17 protein-coding genes are annotated in these 19,909 nt (G+C 70.7%); 9 read left to right on the top strand and 8 right to left on the bottom strand.

Features of this window, described 5'->3' with window-relative positions:
• Positions 1 to 234: 234 nt before the first annotated feature.
• The 4 genes from ACFWY5_RS44965 to ACFWY5_RS44950 all read right to left on the bottom strand — a co-directional run bounded on the left by ACFWY5_RS44965 (position 235) and on the right by ACFWY5_RS44950 (position 5,504).
• Complete coding sequence (locus ACFWY5_RS44965; protein ID WP_379638520.1) at positions 235 to 1,008, bottom strand: sugar phosphate isomerase/epimerase family protein; 774 nt, start codon at positions 1,006 to 1,008, stop codon at positions 235 to 237.
• 108 nt (positions 1,009 to 1,116) lie between these two features.
• Positions 1,117 to 2,106, bottom strand: a complete 990-nt coding sequence (locus tag ACFWY5_RS44960) for a LacI family DNA-binding transcriptional regulator (protein WP_379638519.1) — start codon at positions 2,104 to 2,106, stop codon at positions 1,117 to 1,119.
• A 659-nt stretch (positions 2,107 to 2,765) separates the two neighbouring features.
• Positions 2,766 to 3,920, bottom strand: coding sequence for a hypothetical protein (locus ACFWY5_RS44955; protein WP_379638518.1), 1,155 nt, complete (start codon positions 3,918 to 3,920; stop codon positions 2,766 to 2,768).
• Positions 3,921 to 4,064: 144 nt separating this feature from the next.
• Positions 4,065 to 5,504 carry an FAD-dependent monooxygenase gene (locus ACFWY5_RS44950; RefSeq protein ID WP_379638517.1) on the bottom strand — a complete coding sequence of 480 codons (1,440 nt, stop codon included), beginning with the start codon at positions 5,502 to 5,504 and terminating at the stop codon, positions 4,065 to 4,067.
• A gap of 160 nt (positions 5,505 to 5,664) precedes the next feature.
• Between ACFWY5_RS44950 and ACFWY5_RS44945 the strand changes: the two genes are divergently transcribed.
• The 5 genes from ACFWY5_RS44945 (at position 5,665) to ACFWY5_RS44925 (ending at position 10,659) form a co-directional block, all read left to right on the top strand.
• The gene (locus tag ACFWY5_RS44945) at positions 5,665 to 5,976 is read left to right on the top strand and encodes an ArsR/SmtB family transcription factor (RefSeq protein ID WP_379638516.1); all 312 of its coding nucleotides are present in this window, start codon (positions 5,665 to 5,667) and stop codon (positions 5,974 to 5,976) included.
• Between the two features lie 45 nt (positions 5,977 to 6,021).
• On the top strand, positions 6,022 to 6,909 hold the full coding sequence (locus ACFWY5_RS44940) for a hypothetical protein (protein WP_379638515.1): 888 nt from the start codon (positions 6,022 to 6,024) through the stop codon (positions 6,907 to 6,909).
• A gap of 60 nt (positions 6,910 to 6,969) precedes the next feature.
• The gene (locus ACFWY5_RS44935; RefSeq protein WP_379613941.1) at positions 6,970 to 8,127 is read left to right on the top strand and encodes a thiolase family protein; all 1,158 of its coding nucleotides are present in this window, start codon (positions 6,970 to 6,972) and stop codon (positions 8,125 to 8,127) included.
• Positions 8,124 to 10,196, top strand: a complete 2,073-nt coding sequence (locus ACFWY5_RS44930) for a 3-hydroxyacyl-CoA dehydrogenase NAD-binding domain-containing protein (RefSeq protein ID WP_379638514.1) — start codon at positions 8,124 to 8,126, stop codon at positions 10,194 to 10,196. The genes ACFWY5_RS44935 and ACFWY5_RS44930 overlap by 4 nt, the downstream gene beginning before the upstream one ends.
• A gap of 88 nt (positions 10,197 to 10,284) precedes the next feature.
• Positions 10,285 to 10,659, top strand: a complete 375-nt coding sequence (locus ACFWY5_RS44925) for an SSI family serine proteinase inhibitor (RefSeq protein WP_379638513.1) — start codon at positions 10,285 to 10,287, stop codon at positions 10,657 to 10,659.
• 41 nt (positions 10,660 to 10,700) lie between these two features.
• On the opposite strand, the gene ACFWY5_RS44920 is transcribed toward ACFWY5_RS44925, so the two are convergent.
• The gene (locus ACFWY5_RS44920) at positions 10,701 to 12,176 is read right to left on the bottom strand and encodes an amino acid permease (RefSeq protein ID WP_379613873.1); all 1,476 of its coding nucleotides are present in this window, start codon (positions 12,174 to 12,176) and stop codon (positions 10,701 to 10,703) included.
• A 239-nt stretch (positions 12,177 to 12,415) separates the two neighbouring features.
• Positions 12,416 to 14,314, bottom strand: coding sequence for a 1-deoxy-D-xylulose-5-phosphate synthase (gene dxs / locus ACFWY5_RS44915; protein ID WP_379613875.1), 1,899 nt, complete (start codon positions 14,312 to 14,314; stop codon positions 12,416 to 12,418).
• 138 nt (positions 14,315 to 14,452) lie between these two features.
• Here dxs and ACFWY5_RS44910 point away from each other — a divergent pair, with 138 nt between their 5' ends.
• The 4 genes from ACFWY5_RS44910 to ACFWY5_RS44895 all read left to right on the top strand — a co-directional run bounded on the left by ACFWY5_RS44910 (position 14,453) and on the right by ACFWY5_RS44895 (position 17,781).
• On the top strand, positions 14,453 to 15,274 hold the full coding sequence (locus tag ACFWY5_RS44910) for a neutral zinc metallopeptidase (RefSeq protein WP_379613877.1): 822 nt from the start codon (positions 14,453 to 14,455) through the stop codon (positions 15,272 to 15,274).
• A gap of 103 nt (positions 15,275 to 15,377) precedes the next feature.
• On the top strand, positions 15,378 to 16,145 hold the full coding sequence (locus tag ACFWY5_RS44905) for a neutral zinc metallopeptidase (protein WP_379613879.1): 768 nt from the start codon (positions 15,378 to 15,380) through the stop codon (positions 16,143 to 16,145).
• Between the two features lie 68 nt (positions 16,146 to 16,213).
• Complete coding sequence (locus tag ACFWY5_RS44900) at positions 16,214 to 16,951, top strand: neutral zinc metallopeptidase (RefSeq protein ID WP_379613881.1); 738 nt, start codon at positions 16,214 to 16,216, stop codon at positions 16,949 to 16,951.
• Between the two features lie 41 nt (positions 16,952 to 16,992).
• Complete coding sequence (locus ACFWY5_RS44895; protein WP_379638512.1) at positions 16,993 to 17,781, top strand: neutral zinc metallopeptidase; 789 nt, start codon at positions 16,993 to 16,995, stop codon at positions 17,779 to 17,781.
• Between the two features lie 4 nt (positions 17,782 to 17,785).
• Here ACFWY5_RS44895 and ACFWY5_RS44890 read toward each other — a convergent pair whose 3' ends face one another.
• On the bottom strand, positions 17,786 to 18,925 hold the full coding sequence (locus ACFWY5_RS44890) for a serine hydrolase domain-containing protein (RefSeq protein WP_379638511.1): 1,140 nt from the start codon (positions 18,923 to 18,925) through the stop codon (positions 17,786 to 17,788).
• Between the two features lie 134 nt (positions 18,926 to 19,059).
• The gene (locus ACFWY5_RS44885) at positions 19,060 to 19,788 is read right to left on the bottom strand and encodes an ROK family protein (protein ID WP_379638510.1); all 729 of its coding nucleotides are present in this window, start codon (positions 19,786 to 19,788) and stop codon (positions 19,060 to 19,062) included.
• Positions 19,789 to 19,909: the final 121 nt, after the last annotated feature.

The raw sequence follows: 19,909 nt of genomic DNA, 5'->3' as shown, positions 1-19,909 counted from the left end.
GCCGCCACCCTACGCGCGCCCCACTCACCCCCCAGCGTCACCCTGCCAACCAGCCGCGGGCCACCACCACGGCATCGGGCCCACGCGTGCCACCCGACCCGCCGTGCCGGCATCCCGACGGGCGGCCCGACCTGGCCACCCGCCTCCGCACCCCCGGCCCACGGCCGGCAGGCACCTGGGCGCCAAGCGGCCGGCCGCACGTAGGCGGAGGGTCGGCGGGCGGTGTCCGGTGGGTCAGGGCTGGTAGCGGCGGACCCATTCGGCGGCGCCGGGGAGGATGTCCTCCACCGGGGCGACCTGGGGGTACCAGGTGCGTTCCCACTCCAGCGACACCCACCCGTCGTACCCCGCCGACTGGAGCAGCTCCCCGCACTCGTCCAGCGGCACGGAACCCGACCACATCGGCACCGGCGTACTGTCGTTGGCCGACACCGCATCCTTGACCTGCACATACGCCAGGTGCGAGCCCAGGGCGGACAGGGTGTCGGCCGGGGCTTCGCCGTGGCGCCACGGGTGGAGGAGGTCCCAGAGGGCGCCGGTGGTGTCCGGGGAGCCGGCGGCGTCCAGGAGTTCGGCGACCTTGGCGCCGGTGGCCATCAGGTCGTGGGTTTCGACGAGGACACGCAGGCCGAGTTCGCGTGCCGTACCCGAGACTGCCTGGAGGCGGCGCGCGCCCACGGCCGGGTCGCCGCCGCGCGGGAACACCCGCACGCCCGGCGCCCCCAGGTCGGCGGCGAGCCTGAGGTCGGCGAGGAGCGCGTCGACGAGGGGTTCGTCGGGACCTGGCTCACATACGCGCACATAGCCAGCCAGAGCGGAGATTTCCAGACCCGCGCTCTCGACCGCCTTGCGCGCCGCCGCGCGCTCGTCGCGGCTCAGTCCCGCGTGTACGCCGGTGTCGGGGTGCAGCCGCAGCTCCAGCCCCTGGCAGCCATGTCCCACGGCCACCTCGATCGCCCGGTCGAGCTTGTCGCCCGGCATTCCCAGCGTGCTGACGGACAGTTTCACTGTGTTCTCCCAAGGGGGTGGTGGGTCAAGCGACACGCGGGAGTACGGCGGGGCCGCCGCCGTACCAGCACAAAGACACAGACCGGGTCGCAACTACGGGCGGGGACATCAGAGGGGGCGGACGCTTTCGCGCAGGACCACCTCGCCGCGGACCGGCTCGACCACGGGCTTGTCGGCCGAGGTGAGAGCCAGTTCCAGGGCGCGCGCACCCATGTCGGCCAGCGGCAGCCGCACCGTCGTCAGCGCGGGCGCGTGGTCGCGCAGGGTCGCGATGTCGTCGAACCCCGCCACCGACACGTCCTCCGGCACCCGCACACCCCGCTCCCTGTAGGCGGCAAGAGCGCCCACGGCCATGACGTCGTTCACCGCGAACACGCAGGTCGCGTCGCCCGTCTCCTGCGCCGCCCGATAGCCGCCGTCGCGGTCGAACGGGCCGTGGACGATCCGGGGGCGCGGGAGTCCGAGCTGTTCGAGGGCGGTGACGAATCCGGCGCAACGGTCCGCGGCGGTCATGAGCCCCGGTGGGCCCGCGAGCACCGCGAACCGCCGATGCCCCAGCTCCGCCAGCGAACGCGCCAGCGCCGCCGCCCCCTCCCCGTTGGCCGGGGCGACAGTGTCGACGCCGAGCAGGTCCTGGCCGACGCAGGCGACACGGCCGCCGCTGGACAGGTAGCGGTCGAGTTCGGCGCGCAGCCGGCCGGTGACCTCGGGGTCGTCGAGCCGCGAACCCACCAGCAGCACCGCCCGCACGCGCTGCGCGTTGAGCGTGGCGACGTAGGCGATCTCCTGCTCGGGGTCGCGGTGGGTGGTACCGACCATGACCAGCAGCCCTTCCCCGGCCGCGGCCCGCATGACCCCGTCGGCCAGCGCCGCGAAGTAAGGGTCGGTGAGATCGTGCACCACGATGCCGATCACGTTGCTGGCACCGCGGGCGAGGGTCTGGGCGGCGATGTTGGCCCGGTAGCCGAGTTCGTCGGCGGCCTGCTCGACGCGGGCACGCAGCCCGGCGCCCACCTGGCGGGTACTGCCGTTCAGCACACGCGAGGCGGTCGCCAGCGAAACACCCGCCTGCTTCGCCACATCTTCGAGGGTGACCACGACACCTCCTGGAAAGCGATTTCCCAGTCTGCCAGACTCCCCCCTCCCCGCGCTTCGGACTCTCACCCCCAAAACCACCACCATCCATTACGGCCAGCCGCACCCCCACCACCCACCGACGCCCGCGGGCGCCGATCGGGGGGATCGCTTCTCACGTCGGACGTGGCCCTCGCCGCTACGGCGATCCGTCAGCCGGCCAAGGGGCAACCCAAGCCGGCCGAGGGGCAACCCGCCGGCCAGCCAAGCCGTGTCCAAGGGAACGGCCATCCAAGGGGACCCATCGGCCGGTTACCGCATCGCCGTTGCGGCGGGGACCACGTCCGGCGTGAGAAGCGATCCCCGCGACACGCACGCTCACGTCGGCGGGTGGCGGTGGGGCGGCTGTGCCGTAGTGGATGGGGGGCTGAAAGTACTGCAACCGAGAGCACCCCCGTGCGACGCCACAACACACCGCAGCCCCCACAAGACGCCACAACACACCGCGACCCGCACAACGACAGCACGGCACGACACCTCGCGGTCCGCACAACACCGCAGAGGCAGTGCCCACACGCGGCGGGCCGCGCAACAGCGCAACAGACAGCGGGGGGGCGGGCGGCTGGGGCCGCCCGCGGTGGGGTTCCGCGGCTCGTCCTGCCAAGCGAGCCCCGGGGGAGATGTCAGCCGAACAGCCAGTCCAGGAGGCCGCCGGGCCTCTTGCTCTCCGTTGGCGCGGGGACCGGGGCGGAGGTGGTGGGGGCCTGGGCGGGCTGGGTGGTCTGCTTGGTCGAGGGGGCTTCGGTGGCGCGCGGCTGCTGGGGGTCGTTGGCGGTGTCGGTGACCGGGTCCTTGGGGTCCGGGGCGCGGGTGCCCTTGGAGGTCGCCTTGGGGGTGGGGTCGCTGTCGCGGGTCGGGGTCACGCGGGGAGCCGGGGTGCGGGTGGCTCGGGCGCGGCTCACCGTGGGCGTCGGGGTGACCGACTCGGACATGTCGGGTTCGGGGGTGGCCTCGATGGGCTGGTCCGCCGGGTCTTCCGTCTCCTCGGCGGGCGGGGCCACCGGGGTGCTCACCTGGCCGGCGCTTGAGCACTGGGCGCCGGTGCAGGGCTCGGAGCCGGAGCCGGTCAGCATCCAGCCCGCGCCCACGCCGATCACCACGATGGCCGCCGCCGCGACGACCAGCATCTTGGTACGGCGCCGCACCTCCCCATGCCCCTGATCCTGATCGTCGGAACCGCTCCAGCCCGAACCGAGGAAGCCCCGGCGCGGCTCGTCGTCATCGCTGCCGAACGGGCGCTCGTAGGACTTGTCCAGCGGCAGGTATCCGGGCTCGTTCTCGTCGCGGTCTCCGTCGGGCCCCGCCACGGCGTCGTAACCGGCTCCCGCGGCTCCGGCGTCGTACCCAGGTCCCGTCGCGCCGGCCTCATAACCCGTCGTGCCGGCCTCGTAGCCCGCTCCGGGGTCGAAACCCGTACCGGCCTCGTAGCCCGTGCCTGCCTCATAACCCGTGCCGGGCTCGTAGCCGGGCGTGCCGGGGTCGTAGCCCGTCGTGGCGTCGTAGGCGGTGCTTGCCGGGCGGTCCAGGCCGAGGTCGGCGCCGGCGTTCAGGTCCAGCGGGTCGGCCGGGTCGGTGTGGCTCTTGAGGGCGCTCTGGTCCAGGAGGATGTCCTGGTGGACCAGGGCGTCCGGCTCGGGCAGGTGGTAGGTCTCCGAACGCTCCCCAGGCGTGCTCGGGTCGCCCGGCAGGTGGTAGGTCTCGCTGAGCACGACGGCCGGCTGCTCGTCGGTGTCCGCGGCGTCCGTCTCCCACCGGTCGGAGAGCACGTCACCGGTCATGTCCGGGTTTAACGACCTGCCCTGCTCGTCCTCGAATGGTCTGTCCTTCTCGTCGCGCGACACGGTGTACCTCTCTAGCTACCGGGTGTGGATCGCGACCTTCCTAACAGACTCCACCACCTCTTGTCCGGAAATTTCACTCGATCACCACAAATAGTCGTCCGTAACAGGTTTGAACCAGCGTCCCAGTGCTTCACCCAGCGTGTCCACCTCGGCCCGCGAGGTCCACGCCACGTAACCGTCGGGACGGATCAGCAGGGCCTCCGCCTCGTGTTCCGCCCGGCCGCGAACCACCTCCACCGGCCATCCGGACACCGCCTCGACGAGATCGTCCCGCCCGGCCAGGTCCAGGAGAAACGGTCGCCCGCCGCGCAGCAACTCTGTCAGCCGTATCTCGCCGTCCTCGGTCTTGATCGCCAGATCGGGGGCCATCCGCCCCGCCCCCGGCACGCCGACGTCGTAGGCGGTGTCGACGCCGCTGATCATCCCGCTCAGGTAGGTGTTCACCTCGTCGAAGCCCATCAGCTCGGCGAACAGTTCCCGCAGCGGATCCACCGACGGATCCGGATTGGCCAGCGCCGTCTGGGCCCTGACGTTCCAGAGCACCCGCGCCGCCACCGGGTGCCGCTCGGCATGGTAACTGTCCAGCAGCCCGTCCGGCGCCCGTCCCCGGACCTCCGCCGCCAGCTTCCAGCCCAGATTGACCGCGTCCTCCAGCCCGGTGTTGAGGCCCTGCCCGCCCCACGGGAAGTGCACGTGCGCCGCGTCCCCGGCCAGCAGGACCCGACCGGTCCGGTACCGCTCGGCCTGCAGGGCGGCGTCGCCGTACCGGGAAAGCGCGCGCGGATCGCGCATGGGCACGGGAACGCCCGCGATGTGCTCGGCCGCCTCCCGCAACTCCTCCAGCGTGACCGGCGCCTCCCGGTCGGCGTGCGGCGCACGGAAGTCATAGGTGGTGATCCGGCTGTGCCCGGCGGGATTGACCCACGCGATCAGCCAGCCACGGGGCGTGCGGTGGTAGCCGCCAGGAAGCCCGTAGGGATCCTCCAGCCGCACATCCCCCATCAAAGCGGCCACCCGGGCCCCCGTCCCCGTGAACGGGATCCCGGCGGCCTTCCGCACCGCACTCCGCGCCCCGTCGGTCCCCACCACGAACCGCGCCGCCACCTCCCGCCCATCGGCCGTCACCACCACCCGGTCCTCGTGCTGAACCAGCCCCGTCACCTCCTGCCCCCGCCGGATCTCCGCCCCCAGCCCCGCCGCCCGGCGCGCGAACACCTGCTCCGCCCACGCCTGCGGGCTCCCCACCAGGCTCGGCCCGTCCCCGGCCACCGCCCCGAGATCGAGCCCGAACATCCCGGAGAAGTGAAAGCGCAGACTCCCGTAGCTCGCCCTGCCCACCGCCTCCAGCAGTCCGCGCCGGTCGAGGCTCTGCGCCGTCCGCGCGTGCAGCGTCCCCGCCTTGGACTCCCCCGTCGGTACGGCCAGCCGCTCCAGCACCAGCGCCCGCACCCCCTGCAACCCCAGCTCCCCGGCCAGCAACATCCCGACCGGCCCGCCGCCCACGATCACCACGTCGTACATCCGACCCTCCTCAGCCGACTCCCCCACCCGAACACCACAACCCCCACCCCGGTTTCACGACCCGGGCTCCCCGCCGGACATCGTTTGTCAGTTCGGAATCCTCGTACGGACGTATCGTGCCTGTCAAATCACTGTTCGGGAGATGCGTACAATGGGCCGTATGTTGCATCCGACACGCGACCAGATCGACCTGGTGGATGTGATGGCCGCCATCGGGCACCCGGTCCGCGCCGCGATCGTGCGGAAACTGGCCGCCTCGAAAGAGGAAGAGTTCTGCGGCTCGATCCTGCCGGATGTGCCCAAGTCCACCCTGACCGCCCACTGGCGGGTGCTGCGCGAGAGCGGCGTCATCTGCCAGCGCCCCGAGGGCCGCAAGCTCTTCATCCGGCTCCGCCGCGCGGACCTCGACGACCGCTTCCCCGGCCTCCTCGACCTGATCGTCTACGAAGGATCTAGGGCTCCATCCGAGTAGCCCATTCACCGGCACGAACACGCTCGGTGACGCCATCATGACGTCATGCTTTCGACCGAGATTTCCCCCCTCCCCGGCGCACGGGTGGTGACCGGGCTGCGGACGCACGCCCGGGCCGCGCGCCGGCTCGCGCTCATCGCGCTCTCCGGTTCGATCGCGCTGCCCGCCTCCGTCCAGATGCTCGCCGAACGGGCCGCGACCAGGGAGGAGACACTGCCGTACGCCATAGCGGCGCTCCTGCTCTCCCTGGCCTCCGTGCCCGCGCTCGCGGCGACACAGGCGGTGTGGGGCGTGCGCATGCGCCGGGTACGGCGGCGCGAGCTGGAGCTCTACGCCGTCACCGCCGCCCCGCTCACCCGCGCGCTGAGCCGTCTCGGGGTGGCCGCGTGCTGGGCCGTGACGCTGCTGCTCGGCTACACGGTGCCGCGCCTGTTCCGCGAGTCCGGCCTGTACGGCACGGCCGACACCCTGACCCGCGCCGTCGAACTCCTCACGCTGGCGGGTTACGTGGCCGCCGTCTTCTTCGCCACCTGGTGGGCCAGAGGCGCCCTGTCCACCCTGGCCGGCATAGCCCGCTCCGGCCACTCCCCGGGCGACCCCTGGGACCCGGACAACGCCAGACACCCCGCCGAACCGAACCAGCCCCGCACCCAGACCCCACATCCCGGCGGCCCCACCACACCCGACGCCCCAACCCTGCCCTTCACGACGCCGACGCCGACAGCAACGGCATCGGCAACGGAAAGGGCGAAGCCGTACCGGATGAAAGCAACGATCAGGACCGCAAGGCGCCCCGCGATCACCTGGACCGTCACCATACTGGCCGTGATCGCCCTGCTCGGCGGCCGGGCGCATCTGTGGGAGCCCGCCGCCCTCACGGTAGGCGCGCTCCTGCTCACCGCCCTCGTCTGCGGAGTAGTTACTGGCGAGTAGCATAGGCACGGAAGCTGTCCAGCAACGAGGAGCGAATCCGTGCCTTCCTCTCGTGACGTCGTGTTCGTCGACGGCGTGCGCACGCCTTTCGGCAGGTCAGGGCCGAAGGGACTGTACGCGGAGACCCGCGCGGACGACATGGTCGTCCGCGTCATCCGCGAGCTGATCCGCCGTAACCCCAATCTCCCGCCCGAGCGGGTGGACGAGGTCGCGATCGCGGCCACCACCCAGATCGGCGACCAGGGCCTGACCATCGGGCGTTCCGCCGCCGTGCTGGCCGGGCTGCCCAAGAGCGTGCCGGGCTACGCCATCGACCGCATGTGCGCGGGCGCGATGACCGCGGTGACCTCGGTCGCGGGCGGCATCGCGTTCGGCGCCTACGACGTGGCCATCGCCGGCGGCGTCGAGCACATGGGCCGCCACCCGATGGGCGAGGGCGTCGACCCCAACCCCCGCTTCCTGTCGGAGAAGCTCGTGGACGGCAGCGCCCTGGTCATGGGCATGACCGCCGAGAACCTCCACGATCGCTACCCGGAGATCTCCAAGGAGCGTGCCGACGCCTACGCGGCGCTGTCGCAGGAGAAGGCCGCCAAGGCCTACGCCGACGGCAAGATCCAGCCGGACCTGGTGCCGACCGCGATCCGGACGGCGGAGAAGGGCTGGGGGCTGGCCGTACAGGATGAGGCTCCGCGGCCCGGCACGACCGTCGAGGCGCTCGCGGCGCTGAAGACGCCCTTCCGCTCGCACGGCCGGGTCACGGCGGGCAACTCCTCGGGCATCAACGACGGCGCCACCGGTTGCGTCGTGGCCGCCGCGGACGTCGCCGAGGAGCTCGGCCTGGACGCGAAGATGCGCCTGGTCTCCTACGCCTTCGCGGGCGTGGACCCCGAGGTGATGGGCGTGGGCCCGATCCCGTCGACCGAGCGCGCCCTGCGCCTGGCCGGTCTGAACGTCTCCGACATCGGGCTGTTCGAGATCAACGAGGCCTTCGCCGTGCAGGTGCTGGCCTTCCTCGACCACTTCGGGATCGACGAGGACAAGGTCAACCCCTACGGCGGCGCCATCGCCTTCGGCCACCCGCTGGCCTCCTCGGGCGTGCGGCTGATGACGCAGCTCGCCCGCCAGTTCGCCGAGCGGCCCGACGTCCGCTACGGCATCACCACCATGTGCGTCGGCATGGGCATGGGCGGCACCGTGATCTGGGAGAACCTCGCATGAGCGTGAACGTGACGGAGCTGTTCAAGGACGAGGTCGTCACCAAGGCGCTGGTACGCGACGTCGAGCTGCCCGGCGGCGCCGGGACCATGGCGCTGGTCACCCTGGACAACGGGTTCGACCACACCAAGCCGAACACGTTCGGGCCCGGCGGGCTGACCTCGCTCGGCGCGGCGCTGGACGGGATCGCGGCGCGTACCGATCTGGCCGCGGTGGGGGTGACCGGCAAGCCGTTCATCTTCGGGGTCGGCGCGGACCTCAAGGGCGCGGCGCTGGTCGGCGCGCGCGAGGAGGCTCTGGAGATCGGCCGGCTGGGGCACGAGGTGTTCCGGCGGCTGGGCGAGCTGCCGGTGCCGTCGTTCGCGTTCGTGAACGGCGCGGCCATGGGCGGCGGCCTGGAGATCGCGCTCCATTGCACGTACCGGACCCTTTCCTCCGGGGTGCCCGCGCTGGCCCTGCCGGAGTGTTTCCTCGGCCTGGTGCCCGGCTGGGGCGGCACGCAGCTGCTGCCCCGCCTGATCGGCCCGGCCGCGGCGCTCAAGCTCATCATCGAGAACCCGCTGTCGCAGAACCGCATGCTCAAGGGCCGCGACGCGTTCGAGCTCGGGGTGGGCGACGCGATGTTCGAGCCGGCCGACTTCCTGGAGGAGTCGCTCCGCTGGGCATCCAAGGTCCTCAAGGGCGAAATTTCCATCGAACGCGCGACATATCCGGATGCCGACTGGGAGAAGGCCGTCAACGACGCCCGCTTCCTCGTCGACATGAAGCTGCGCGGCGCCTCCCCCGCCCCCTACCGGGCCCTCGACCTCGTCGCCCTGGCCCGCACCGCCACCCGCGACGAGGGCTTCGCCGCCGAGGACGAGGCCCTGGCCGACCTCCTCATGGGCGACGAGCTGCGGGCCGGCCTCTACGCCTTCGACCTCGTCCAGCGCCGCGCCAAGAAGCCCGCGGGCGCGCCGGACACGTCGCTGGCCCGCAAGGTCACCAAGGTCGGCGTCGTCGGCGCCGGTCTGATGGCCTCGCAGATGGCGCTGCTGTTCGCCCGCCGCCTGGAGGTGCCGGTCGTGCTGACCGACCTCGACCAGGCCAGGCTCGACAAGGGCGTCGGCTACGTCCACGCCGAGGTCGGCAAGCTCCTGGCGAAGGGCCGGATCTCCGGCGACCAGGCCAACCGCCTCAAGGCCCTGGTCACCGGCTCCCTCACCAAGGACGCCTTCGCCGACGCCGACTTCGTCATCGAGGCCGTCTTCGAGGACATGGCGGTCAAGAAGAAGGTGTTCGCCGAGGTCGAGGCGCACGTCTCCGCCGAGTGCGTGCTGGCCACCAACACCTCCTCGCTGTCGCTGAGCGAGATGGGCGCCGAGCTGCTGCACCCCGAGCGGCTGGTCGGCTTCCACTTCTTCAACCCGGTCGCGGTCATGCCACTCCTGGAGATCATCCGCGGCGCCGGCACCTCGGACGCGACGCTGGCCACCGCCTTCGCGGTCGGCAAGTCGCTGCGCAAGTCGTCGGTGCTGGTCAAGGACGCGCCCGCGTTCGTGGTCAACCGGCTGCTGACCCGCTTCATGGGCGAGGTCATCGCCGCCGTGGACGAGGGGACGCCGCTGGAGGTCGCCGAGCACTCCCTGGACGACCTGGGCCTGCCAATGTCGCCGTTCGCGCTGCTGCAGCTCGTCGGTCCCGCCGTCGGCCACCACGTGTCGGAGACGCTGCACGCCGCCTTCCCCGAGCGGTTCGGCGTCAGCGCCAACATGGCCAAGCTCGTCGCCTCGGGCAAGCCGGGCGTCTACGCGCCCGACTTCTCGCTCGACCCCGAGGCCGTGGCGCTGTTCGCGGGCGGCACCCGTCCCTCCACCGCCCAGGAGGTACGGCAGCGCGTCCTGTCGGCCCTGTCGGAGGAGATCCGGCTCATGCTGGAGGAGGGCGTGGTGGCCGCCGCCCAGGACATCGACCTGTGCATGATCCTGGGCGCGGGCTGGCCGTTCCATCTGGGTGGCGTCACGCCGTACCTGGACAGGGCGGGCGTCTCCCAGCCCCGTTTCCTGGAGCCCGGCGTCGCCTCCGTGCCGTGAGCGAGGGAAGGGCCCCATGTCACGGGGCCCTTCCACCCCGGGAAGAAGTAGCGTGTGTGACCTTGCCCGTCCGAGGAAGGGAACACATGTGAAGACGCTCGCGCTCGTCGTGCTGGCCGGTGCCGTGATGCTGGGGAACGCCGCCCCGGCGGCCGCCTCGCAACGGCCCCGCGCGACGTTGAAGATCAGCGTCACCACGGGGGACACCACCAAGGCCGTCCGGCTGACCTGCGACCGGGACGGCGGGAACCATCCGTCGCCGCGGGCGGCCTGCCGGCTGCTGCGCTCGGTCAAGGGCAACCCGGCCAGGCTCAAGAACGACCGGGCCATCTGCACCAAGGAGTACATGCCGCACGAGGTCAGGGTCGCGGGCACGTGGCGGGGCAAGAAGGTCGCCTTCACCCGCACGTTCGGCAACGGCTGCCTGATGAAGGCCGCGGGGCGGGCCGTCTACACCTGGTGAGTGAGGCGGGGCCGTGCCACGCGAGCACGGCCCCGGGCCGGTCAGTGGGGCTTGATCCCCGTGGGCAGGCGCTGGGCGCGGCTGTGGCGGTAGCCGTACAGGAAATAGAGGGCGGCGCCGATCACCATCCAGATCAGGAAGCGCAGCCACGTCTCCACCGGCAGGTTGAGCATCAGGTAGAGGCAGGCCAGCACCGACAGGATCGGCAGCAACGGGACCAGCGGCGTGCGGAAGGCGCGGTGCAGGTCCGGGCGGGTCCGGCGCAGGATGATCACGCCGATCGAGACGACGACGAACGCGAAGAGCGTGCCGATGTTCACCAGTTCGGCCAGCGCGCCGAGGGAGATGAACCCGGCCAGCAGCGCCGTCACCACGCCGATGATGACCGTGAGGCGGGCGGGCGTGCCGTACTTCGGATGGACCTTCGCCAGGCCGCGCGGCAGCAGGCCGTCACGGCACATCGCGAACAGCACCCGGCTCTGCCCCAGCATGAGAATCATCACCACGGTGGTGAGACCGGCGATGGCGCCGATGCTGATCAGCGCGGCTGCCCAGTTCTGGCCCACGGCGGTGAACGCGTCGGCGAGCGGCGCCCGCGTGCTGAGCTCGCTGTAGGGCTGCATGCCGACCACGACCAGCGAGACCGCCACGTACAGCACCGTGCAGACGACCAGCGAGCCGATGATGCCGCGCGGCAGGTCGCGCTGCGGCTGGATGGTCTCCTCCGCGGCGGTCGCCACGATGTCGAAGCCGATGAACGCGAAGAACACGATCGCGGCCGCCGAGAAGATGCCGATCACGCCGAAGGCCACCGGCGTGATGCCGAACAGCACCTGGATGAGCGGCGCCTTCAGTCCCTCGACGGCCGGTGTGGAGATCGGGTCGGGGATGAACGGCGTGTAGTTGGCCGCGTTGACGAAGAACAGCCCCGCCACGATGACCAGCAGGATCACCGCCACCTTGATGATCACGATGATCAGGTTGACCCGCGAGGACAGCTTGATGCCGGCCACCAGGATCGCGGTCAGGATCAGCACGATCACCATCGCCGGCACGTTGACCACCGGGCTGTCGCCCGCCATCCAGCCCGGCAGGGTGAGCCCGATCGACTGCAGCAGCGAGGCGAAGTACCCCGACCAGCCGACCGCCACCACGGCCGCGGCCAGCGCCATCTCCAGCATCAGGTCCCAGCCGATCACCCAGGCGGGGAACTCGCCCAGCGTGGCGAAGGAGAACGTGTACGCCGAACCCGCCACGGGCAGCGTGGAGGCGAACTCGGCGTAGCAGAGCGCGGCCAGCCCGCACACGACGGCGGCCACGATGAAGGACAGGGCCACCGCGGGTCCCGCGGTCTGCTTGGCCACCTGGCCCGTGAGCACGAAGATGCCGGTGCCGACGATCACGCCGATGCCGAAGACCGTGAGGTCGGTGGCGGTCAGGCGCTTTCTCAGCCGGTGCTCCGGCGCCTCCGTGTCCTGGATCGACTGCTCGACGCTCTTGGTGCGAAAGATATCCACGATCAGTCAGTGCCCGTTTACCCCGCTGTCATGCCTTCGCCCGCCCATCACGAACAGCGCCGATCCCCCGCCGACCAGGGACTTTCCGGACAACACATACACCTCAGCAGGCGCCCGGGGACCGGGAGGGAGGGGGGGTGGACGCCGCCGTGCGGGTGGCCCTGCGAAACCGTGGGATGCCCCGAGCGCCGCCGTGCGGGGTGGCACGGCGGCGCTTGGGTCAGCGGTGGCGCCCGGCGTCAGTTGCTGGTGGTCGGGCTTTCGATGGGGGCGCCGCGCTTGGCGATCGCCTCGGTGATCTCGCGGGCCAGGTCTTGTCCGGTCAGCCCGATCTGGCCGAGGATCTTGGCGCGCTTGGCGTGGTCGAGGAAGCGCTGCGGGATGCCGTAGGAGCGGACGGGCACGTCCACGTCGGCCTCGCGCAGCAGCCGCGAGACCGCGTCGCCCACGCCGCCGACCTTGCCGTTGTCCTCGACCACGGCCACCAGCTTGTGGGCTCCCGCCGCCACCACCAGGGCCTCGTCGAGCGGCTTGACCCAGCGCGGGTCGACGACCGTGGCGGTGATGCCCTGGGCGTCGAGCAGCTTGGCCGCGTCCATGCAGATGTGCGCCATCGGGCCCACGCCGACCAGCAGCACGTCCGGCTCGTCCGAGTCGGCCACCCGCAGGAGGTCCATCTCGCCCAGCCTGCCGACCGGGTCGATCGTCTCGGCGAGCGCGCCCTTCGGGTAGCGCAGCACGGTCGGGCCGTCCGTGGTGGCGACGGCCTCGCGCAGCAGTTCGACGATGCGCTCGCCGTCGCGCGGCACCGCGATCCGCAGGCCGGGGACGACCTGCATGATGGACAGGTCCCACATGCCGTTGTGGCTGGCCCCGTCGTCGCCGGTGACGCCCGCGCGGTCGAGCACCAGGGTGACCGGCAGCTTGTGCAGGGCGACGTCCATCAGCAACTGGTCGAAGCCGCGGTTGAGGAAGGTGGCGTACACGGCGAACACCGGGTGCATCCCGCCGAGCGCCAGTCCGGCGGCGCTGGTCAGGGCGTGCTGCTCGGCGATGCCGACGTCGTAGATGCGCTCGGGGTACGCCTCGGCGAAGGCGGCCAGGCCCACCGGGTGGAGCATGGCGGCGGTGATGCCGACGATGTCGGAGCGCTCGCGGCCGAGCTTGACCATCTCCTCGCTGAACACGTCGGTCCAGATACGGGGCTTGGGCTTCTCCAGGCCGGTCGACTTGTCGAAGGCGCCGGGGCCGTGCATCTGGTCCTCGTCGTGGTTCTCCGCCGGGGAGTAGCCGCGGCCCTTCTGGGTCAGGGCGTGGACGATGACCGGGCCGCCGAAGTCGCGCGCCTTGCGCAGCGCGGCCTCCATGGCCTGCTCGTCGTGGCCGTCGATGGGGCCCAGGTACTTCAGGCCGAGGTCCTCGAACATCACCTGCGGGGCGATGACGTCCTTGACGCCCTTCTTGATGCCGTGCAGGGCGTCGTAGAGGACGGGAACGTTCCCGATCTTGTCCTTGACGAACTCCAGCATGTCCTCGTAGCGGCGGTTGACGCGCAGCGAGGACAGGTGGGAGGCGAGCCCGCCGATGGTCGGCGAGTAGGAGCGGCCGTTGTCGTTGACCACGATGACGACCGGGAGGTCCTTGATCGCGGCGATGTTGTTGAGCGCCTCCCAGGCCATGCCGCCGGTCAGGGCGCCGTCGCCGATGATCGCCACGACCCTGCGATCGCGTTCGCCGCGCAGCTTGAACGCCTTGCCGAGGCCGTCGGCGTAGGACAGCGCGGTGGAGGCGTGGGAGTTCTCGACGAAGTCGTGCTCGGACTCGGCCTGGCTCGGGTAGCCGGACAGGCCGCCCTCCTGCTTGAGCGCCTCGAAGCCCGCGAGGCGGCCGGTGAGCAGTTTGTGGACATACGCCTGGTGGCCGGTGTCCCAGATGATCGGGTCGCGCGGGGAGTCGAAGACCCGGTGCAAAGCGATCGTGAGTTCCACGACACCAAGGTTGGGACCCAGGTGTCCGCCGAAGCGCGCGCACGAGTCGACGAGCTGGTCGCGGATCTCCCCCGCGAGCCTCGGCAACTGCGCCGCCCCGAGCCTTCTGACGTCCTCCGGTCCCTTGATTGAGCTCAGCAGCCCGCTCACGGAATCAGCCCCTCCTGCTCGTGCTCGCCACTGCGCACGAGTCTAGTTCGTGCCCCCGGCGCTGACTGCATCGAGTCAAATCAGCCCACATTTGTCCGATCTTGACCTAGTCTTTCCCTCACTATGAACACTCTCCCCATGAGGAAACTCTCGTCACTCGTGGCCGCTGGGCTGGTGCTTGCTCTGGCGGGCGTGGGTACGGCGACCGCCGAAGCGAAGCCCGCCAACCAGGGGGCGCAGCTGCAGCAGGCAGCGCCGCCCCGTGGCAAAGCAGCCGCGACGGCGAACCCGCTCTACCGGACCGGTCGGCTCGCCGACTCCAACTGTTCCCCCGGCAGCCTGCCCCGTGGCAGCACCGCCGCCTACAAGCGCTTCCTGCAGCGCGTCACCAACTGCCTGAACGCCTCCTGGAGCAGCCAGTTCCGCAAGGCGGGCCTGTCGTTCAGCAAGCCGCGCCTGCGGATCATCACCAAGAAGGTCCGCACCGCCTGCGGCCCGTGGAGCTCGGGGGCCGACGGCCTCTACTGCTCGGGCGACCGCACGATGTACATGCTGATCACCAAGACGCAGCTCCGTAACCCGTACGCCCTGGGCATCACCCGCCTGATGGCGCACGAGTACGGTCACCACGTCCAGCAGATCTCCGGCATCTGGAACTACTACTGGGCGGCCCGCAACAGCTCGGGCAAGTCGATGCAGCTGCAGCTGTCGCGCCGCTCGGAGCTTCAGGCCGAGTGCTTCTCCGCGGTCTTCATGAACACCGTGGCCGACACCCTGCCCGTCAACCCGGACGAGTGGGACCACACGGTCGAGTGGTTCCGCAAGAACGGCCACAAGGCCTGGGCCCAGAACGACCACGGAAAGGGCTCCTCGCAGGCCGCCTGGATGAACCGGGGCTTCAACTCCGGCCAGGTGGGCTCGTGCAACACGTGGAAGGTCTCCGCCCGCTACGTCGCCTAGCCTGCTAGGCCCGAAATATCATGACATTGCGGCCCGTGCCCCTCGCGGCACGGGCCGCAATGTGCTTTACCAACGGCATATGCGCCAAATAAGGTGCCTTCTCATGCGTACCCCCATTTTGGCGCTCATTTCCGGCGCCCTGGCGAGCGTGCTGTTCACCGGTGTGGCCCACGCCGCTCCCCCCTCCTACTCACCGGTGCTGACCAAGAACCCGGTCTACAAGACAGGTGCGCTGGAGCTCAAGGAATGTGACGAGCAGCCCGTCCAGAGCGGGGACCTGGACGACGCCCGCGTCTACCTCGAGTTCCTCATGGACTGCCTGAACGAGTCCTGGAGCAGGCAACTGGCCAAGAAGAACATCCCCTTCGCCAAGCCGGGCTTCGAGGTCATCGCCAAGCCGGGCGCGCGGACCTCGTGCGGCAAGTTCCCGGCGGGCGCCCAGGCCATCTACTGCCCGAAGAACAAGAAGATCACCTTCCTGCTCGACGAGGCGATCCTGGCCGAGCCGTTCGAGCTGTTCCTGATGGAGGTGCTGGCCCACGAGTACGGTCACCACATCCAGCAGCTCACCGGCATGCTGAGGATCGTCGACAACCTCAAGGGCAAGAGCAAGGCCCGCGTGTACGACGAGAGCCGCCGCGTCGAGCTGCAGGCCGAGTGCCTGTCGGGCGCGTTCATCGGCTCGGTCTGGCACTCGCTGGGCCGGCGCGAGTTCGACTTCCGCTACATCGTGAAGGTCGCCGAGAACGGCTACGACTTCCGTTCCCACGGCAAGGCCAAGAACATCGCCTGGTGGCTCAAGCGCGGCTTCGACGCCGAGTCCCCCAGCGCGTGCAACACCTGGGCGGCGCCGAAATCCCGGGTCTCCTAACCGGAGCGCCCCGAACTGGTCTAGGATCCGCGATCGTGCGACTTCCCCTTATTGCGGCATCTGTGTGCATGATCGCGGGTCTGACCATTTCCGGTACGGCCAGCGCCTCGGCAGAACCGGCGGCCGCCGTGCCGCCCGCCGTACTGACCCAGAACAAGATCTATCGCTCCGGCACCACGTCGGCGCTCTCGTGCGCCATTCCGGAGATCCGCCGGGGAAGCGCCGCCTCGCTCCGAGCCTTCCACACCGGGATGGCCCGGTGCGCCGACCGCTTCTGGACGGCCAGGTTCAAGGCCGCGGGGCTGCGGTACACGCCGCCGAAGATCCAGGTGACGACGGGCAGCCGGTCTGTCTGCGGGAAGATCACCAGCAACGGCGCGCAGTACTGCCCGCAGCAGCGCACGGTCGCCATCCGGATCATGAAGCGTGACCTGACCGACCCGTTCAAGATGAACATCGCGCACTCGGTCGCCCACGAGTGGGGACACCACGTCCAGCACCTCACCGGCATCCTGACCGCGCAGAACGCCATGTACTGGCGCGCGTCGGGCGGCGCGCGCACGATCCTCAGCCACCGCCTGGAGATGCAGGCCGAGTGCTTCGCCGGCGCCTTCTACAGCTCCACCCTCGAATCCATCGATCCGGGCATCACCTGGGACCAGTGGATGGAGTCGGTCAGCAGGGCCGGGGAGAGCAAGACCCACGGGCGGCCGGTCAATCTCGCCTATTGGCAGAACCGCGGGTACGGCGGCCGTTCGGCGCAGTACTGCAACACGTGGAAGGCGGGAAAGTCACGCGTTCTCTGAATGGCAATTGATTGTTAAGCAGGACGTATCACACTTTCTCCATGAGGTTCCCCCTTTATGCCGTGGTGTCAGTCCTCCTGGCCGGGGTGGCCCTGGCCGGTTCGACGGGCACCGCGGCCGCGTCCGCGTACCCGATCAAGAGTGCCGTCCTCACCCAGAACAAGATGTACCGGACCGGTGCGCTCGCGCCGGGCGCCTGCGTGGAGAAGCCGGTCGCGGCGGGGAGCGTCGCGCAGGCCAAGGCCTACGTGCGCACCGTCCACACCTGCCTCAACAAGGCGTGGCGCGCGCATTTCACCGGCGCGGGGCTGGCGTTCGGGCAGCCGTCGCTGACGTTCGTCACCAGGAAGGGCACCCGCTTCTGCGGCGAGAAGTGGGCCGACCAGGCGGGCAGCTACTGCGTCAAGACGCGGCGCTTCGCCATCAGCCTTGACGACAAGATGCTGGAGGACCCCTCCGATCTGTTCCTCATGGACGTGGTCGCGCACGAGTACGGGCACCACCTGCAGAACATCGCCGGCCTGCACCACGCCTACCTCTACGAGCCGTACCGGAGCAAGAAGGAGGAACTGGAGCAGACGCGCCGGTTCGAGCTCCAGGCAGAGTGCCTGGCCGGGGTCTTCATGGGCAGCGTGTGGGAGTCGCTGGACCGTACCGAGGACGACTGGGACTACCTGCTGGACATCGTCAAGAGCTCGGGCGACGAGACCACGAAGATCAAGGACCACGGCAAGGGCAGGAACCAGCGCTACTGGCTCGCCAAGGGCTTCACCGCCGCCGCCCCGTCGGCCTGCAACACCTGGACCGCCCCCGCCTCACGGGTCGCCTAGAACGTCAGGACGCGCACAGCGCGCGGTCGATCAGGTCGCCCGACGCCTTCTCCTGCTTCAGCGACCGCTCGTCGCCGATCTGCGTGGACATGAAGACCACCACGCTGCGCCGGCCGTCGGCACTCACGCCGGTGCGCGTCTTGTAGCCGTAGTCGTCGCCGCCGTGGTGCCAGTAGACGCCGCCGCAGGACAGCGGGCGCGAGCTGAGCCCGAGCCCGTAGCGCGCGCCCGGCCACACGGCCTCGTGGGCGGGCGCGCGCACGGTCTTCTTCATCTGCGCGAGTTGCTCGGCCGGCAGCAGCCTGCCGCCCAGCAGCGCGCGCAAGAACCGGCCGGTGTCGGCGGTGGTCGAGATCAGCCCGCCCGCCGCGTCGCCGTCGAACTTCGAGGTGAGGTCCACGGGCTTGGCCGGCGGCATGATGAGGTAGCCCCTGGCGTGCGGTTTGGGCACCTCGTTCGACGCGCCCGACCACACGGTACGGCTCAGCCCCAGCGGCCCGCTCACCCGGGCCGCCACCTCCTTGTGCCACGGCCGGCCCGTCGCCTTCTCGATGATCAGGCTGATGAGCAGGTAGCCCGTGTTGTTGTAGCGCCACTCGGCGCCCGGCCGGAACTCCGGCTCGTGCTTGACCGCCTTCGCCACGATCTCCGCCTCGGTGAAGCGCTCGTAGCGGTGCTCCAGGATCTCCTCGATCGAGGCGTGGCCCGGGTAGGCGTCGTACAGGCCGCTGGTGTGCTGGAGCAGCATGCGGAGCGTGATCGCGTTTCCGTCGTTGCCGTTGCCCTGGACGACGCCGGGCAGGAGCTTCTCCACGGTGTCGTCGAGCGACATCCTGCCCTCGGCGACCAGTTGCAGCGCCACGGTGGCCACGAACGTCTTGGTGGTGCTGGCGATCCGGCTGTAGCCGTTGGCGGGGACCGGGCGGCGCGTGCCGAGGACGGCCGTGCCCGCCGTGGCCACCAGGTCCCCGCCTCGGCCGGTGACTCTCGCCTGGACGCCGATCGTGCCCACGTCCTTGATGGCGTTGACGTCGCGTTGCAGGTCGGCTCTGCCGTACGCGGGGCGGGCGGTCGTGGCGGCCCCGGCGGGCAGCGCGACGGACATGACGGCCGCGGTGACGGCGGTGAACAAGACGTGGCGCATGAACTCTTCTCCGTGTCTGACGCTGGTGCATCCGACACTAGGAACGGGATCATGGCTTGTGATCGGCCGTGCGTCCGGTCTTGCCCTCGGCCAACGGGACGATCCGCCCGGGGTCCTGGCAACTTTGGATGCGCTCAGCCGCCCGCGCGGGCCAGGACTTCCAGCGGGTCGGCCAGCACGTGGGCGAAGGCCAGTTCCGCGGCGCCCACGAGGGTCGCGTCGTCGGCCAGCGCGGAGGTGCGCAGGCGCAGCTTCTCCCGCTGGGGGGCCAGGGCGCTGACCGCCAGCCGGCTGCGCACCTGGGCGGCGGAGCCGAGGTAGACCTCGCGCAGCATGCCGCCGAAGATCACCATCTCCGGGTTGAACAGGTTGACCAGGTTCGCCACGCCCAGCCCCAGCCAGTCGCCGACCTGGCGCAGCGCCTCCTGGGCGACGATGTCCCCCCGGTCGGCGGCGTCGACCACGTTGCGTACCGCGTCGCGGCCCTGGTGGCCCTCCTCCGGGCTCCTGCCCGCGGCCTCCAGCAGGGCACGCTCCCCCACCTCCGCCTCCAGGCAGCCGCGAGAGCCGCAGGCGCACTGCCCGCCGCCCGGGTTGATCACCATGTGACCGATCTCACCGCCGTAGCCGTCGTGGCCGCCGAGCAGGTGGCCGCCGGCGATGATGCCGCCGCCCACGCCGACGTCGCCGTGCAGGTAGACCAGGTCGCGCACGCCCACGCCCACGCCGCGGCTGTGCTCGGCGAGCGCGGCCAGGTTCGCGTCGTTGCCCACGCTCACCGGCAGCCCGAAGGCGAGCCTCCTGCCCAGTGCCTCGCCGAAGGGCGCCTCGTCGGCGTGCAGGTTCGGGCCGAACCTGATCACACCGTCGCTTCTGCGCACGCCGCCGGACACGGCGGCGGCCCCCCCCCCCCCCCACGCGGGGGGGGGGGGCGATGGCCCCCACAAACCGGGCGCCCCCGCCCCGGGCCCCGGCAGCACCCGC

This window comes from Nonomuraea sp. NPDC059007 (assembly GCF_042740555.1).
GTDB lineage: Bacteria > Actinomycetota > Actinomycetes > Streptosporangiales > Streptosporangiaceae > Nonomuraea.
The sequence above is the reverse complement of the archived record's forward strand: the minus strand, read 5'-3'. Positions and strand labels throughout refer to the sequence as shown.

What these genes read in the sequence shown, in the direction of transcription:
- ACFWY5_RS44955 (WP_379638518.1), bottom strand. Translation starts at nt 3,920, where the DNA reads ATGACCGGTGACGTGCTCTCCGACCGGTGGGAGACGGACGCCGCGGAC.
- ACFWY5_RS44950 (WP_379638517.1), bottom strand. Translation starts at nt 5,504, where the DNA reads ATGTACGACGTGGTGATCGTGGGCGGCGGGCCGGTCGGGATGTTGCTG.
- ACFWY5_RS44945 (WP_379638516.1), top strand. Translation starts at nt 5,665, where the DNA reads ATGTTGCATCCGACACGCGACCAGATCGACCTGGTGGATGTGATGGCC.
- ACFWY5_RS44940 (WP_379638515.1), top strand. Translation starts at nt 6,022, where the DNA reads ATGCTTTCGACCGAGATTTCCCCCCTCCCCGGCGCACGGGTGGTGACC.
- ACFWY5_RS44930 (WP_379638514.1), top strand. Translation starts at nt 8,124, where the DNA reads ATGAGCGTGAACGTGACGGAGCTGTTCAAGGACGAGGTCGTCACCAAG.
- ACFWY5_RS44910 (WP_379613877.1), top strand. Translation starts at nt 14,453, where the DNA reads ATGAGGAAACTCTCGTCACTCGTGGCCGCTGGGCTGGTGCTTGCTCTG.
- ACFWY5_RS44905 (WP_379613879.1), top strand. Translation starts at nt 15,378, where the DNA reads ATGCGTACCCCCATTTTGGCGCTCATTTCCGGCGCCCTGGCGAGCGTG.
- ACFWY5_RS44900 (WP_379613881.1), top strand. Translation starts at nt 16,214, where the DNA reads ATGATCGCGGGTCTGACCATTTCCGGTACGGCCAGCGCCTCGGCAGAA.
- ACFWY5_RS44895 (WP_379638512.1), top strand. Translation starts at nt 16,993, where the DNA reads ATGAGGTTCCCCCTTTATGCCGTGGTGTCAGTCCTCCTGGCCGGGGTG.
- ACFWY5_RS44890 (WP_379638511.1), bottom strand. Translation starts at nt 18,925, where the DNA reads ATGCGCCACGTCTTGTTCACCGCCGTCACCGCGGCCGTCATGTCCGTC.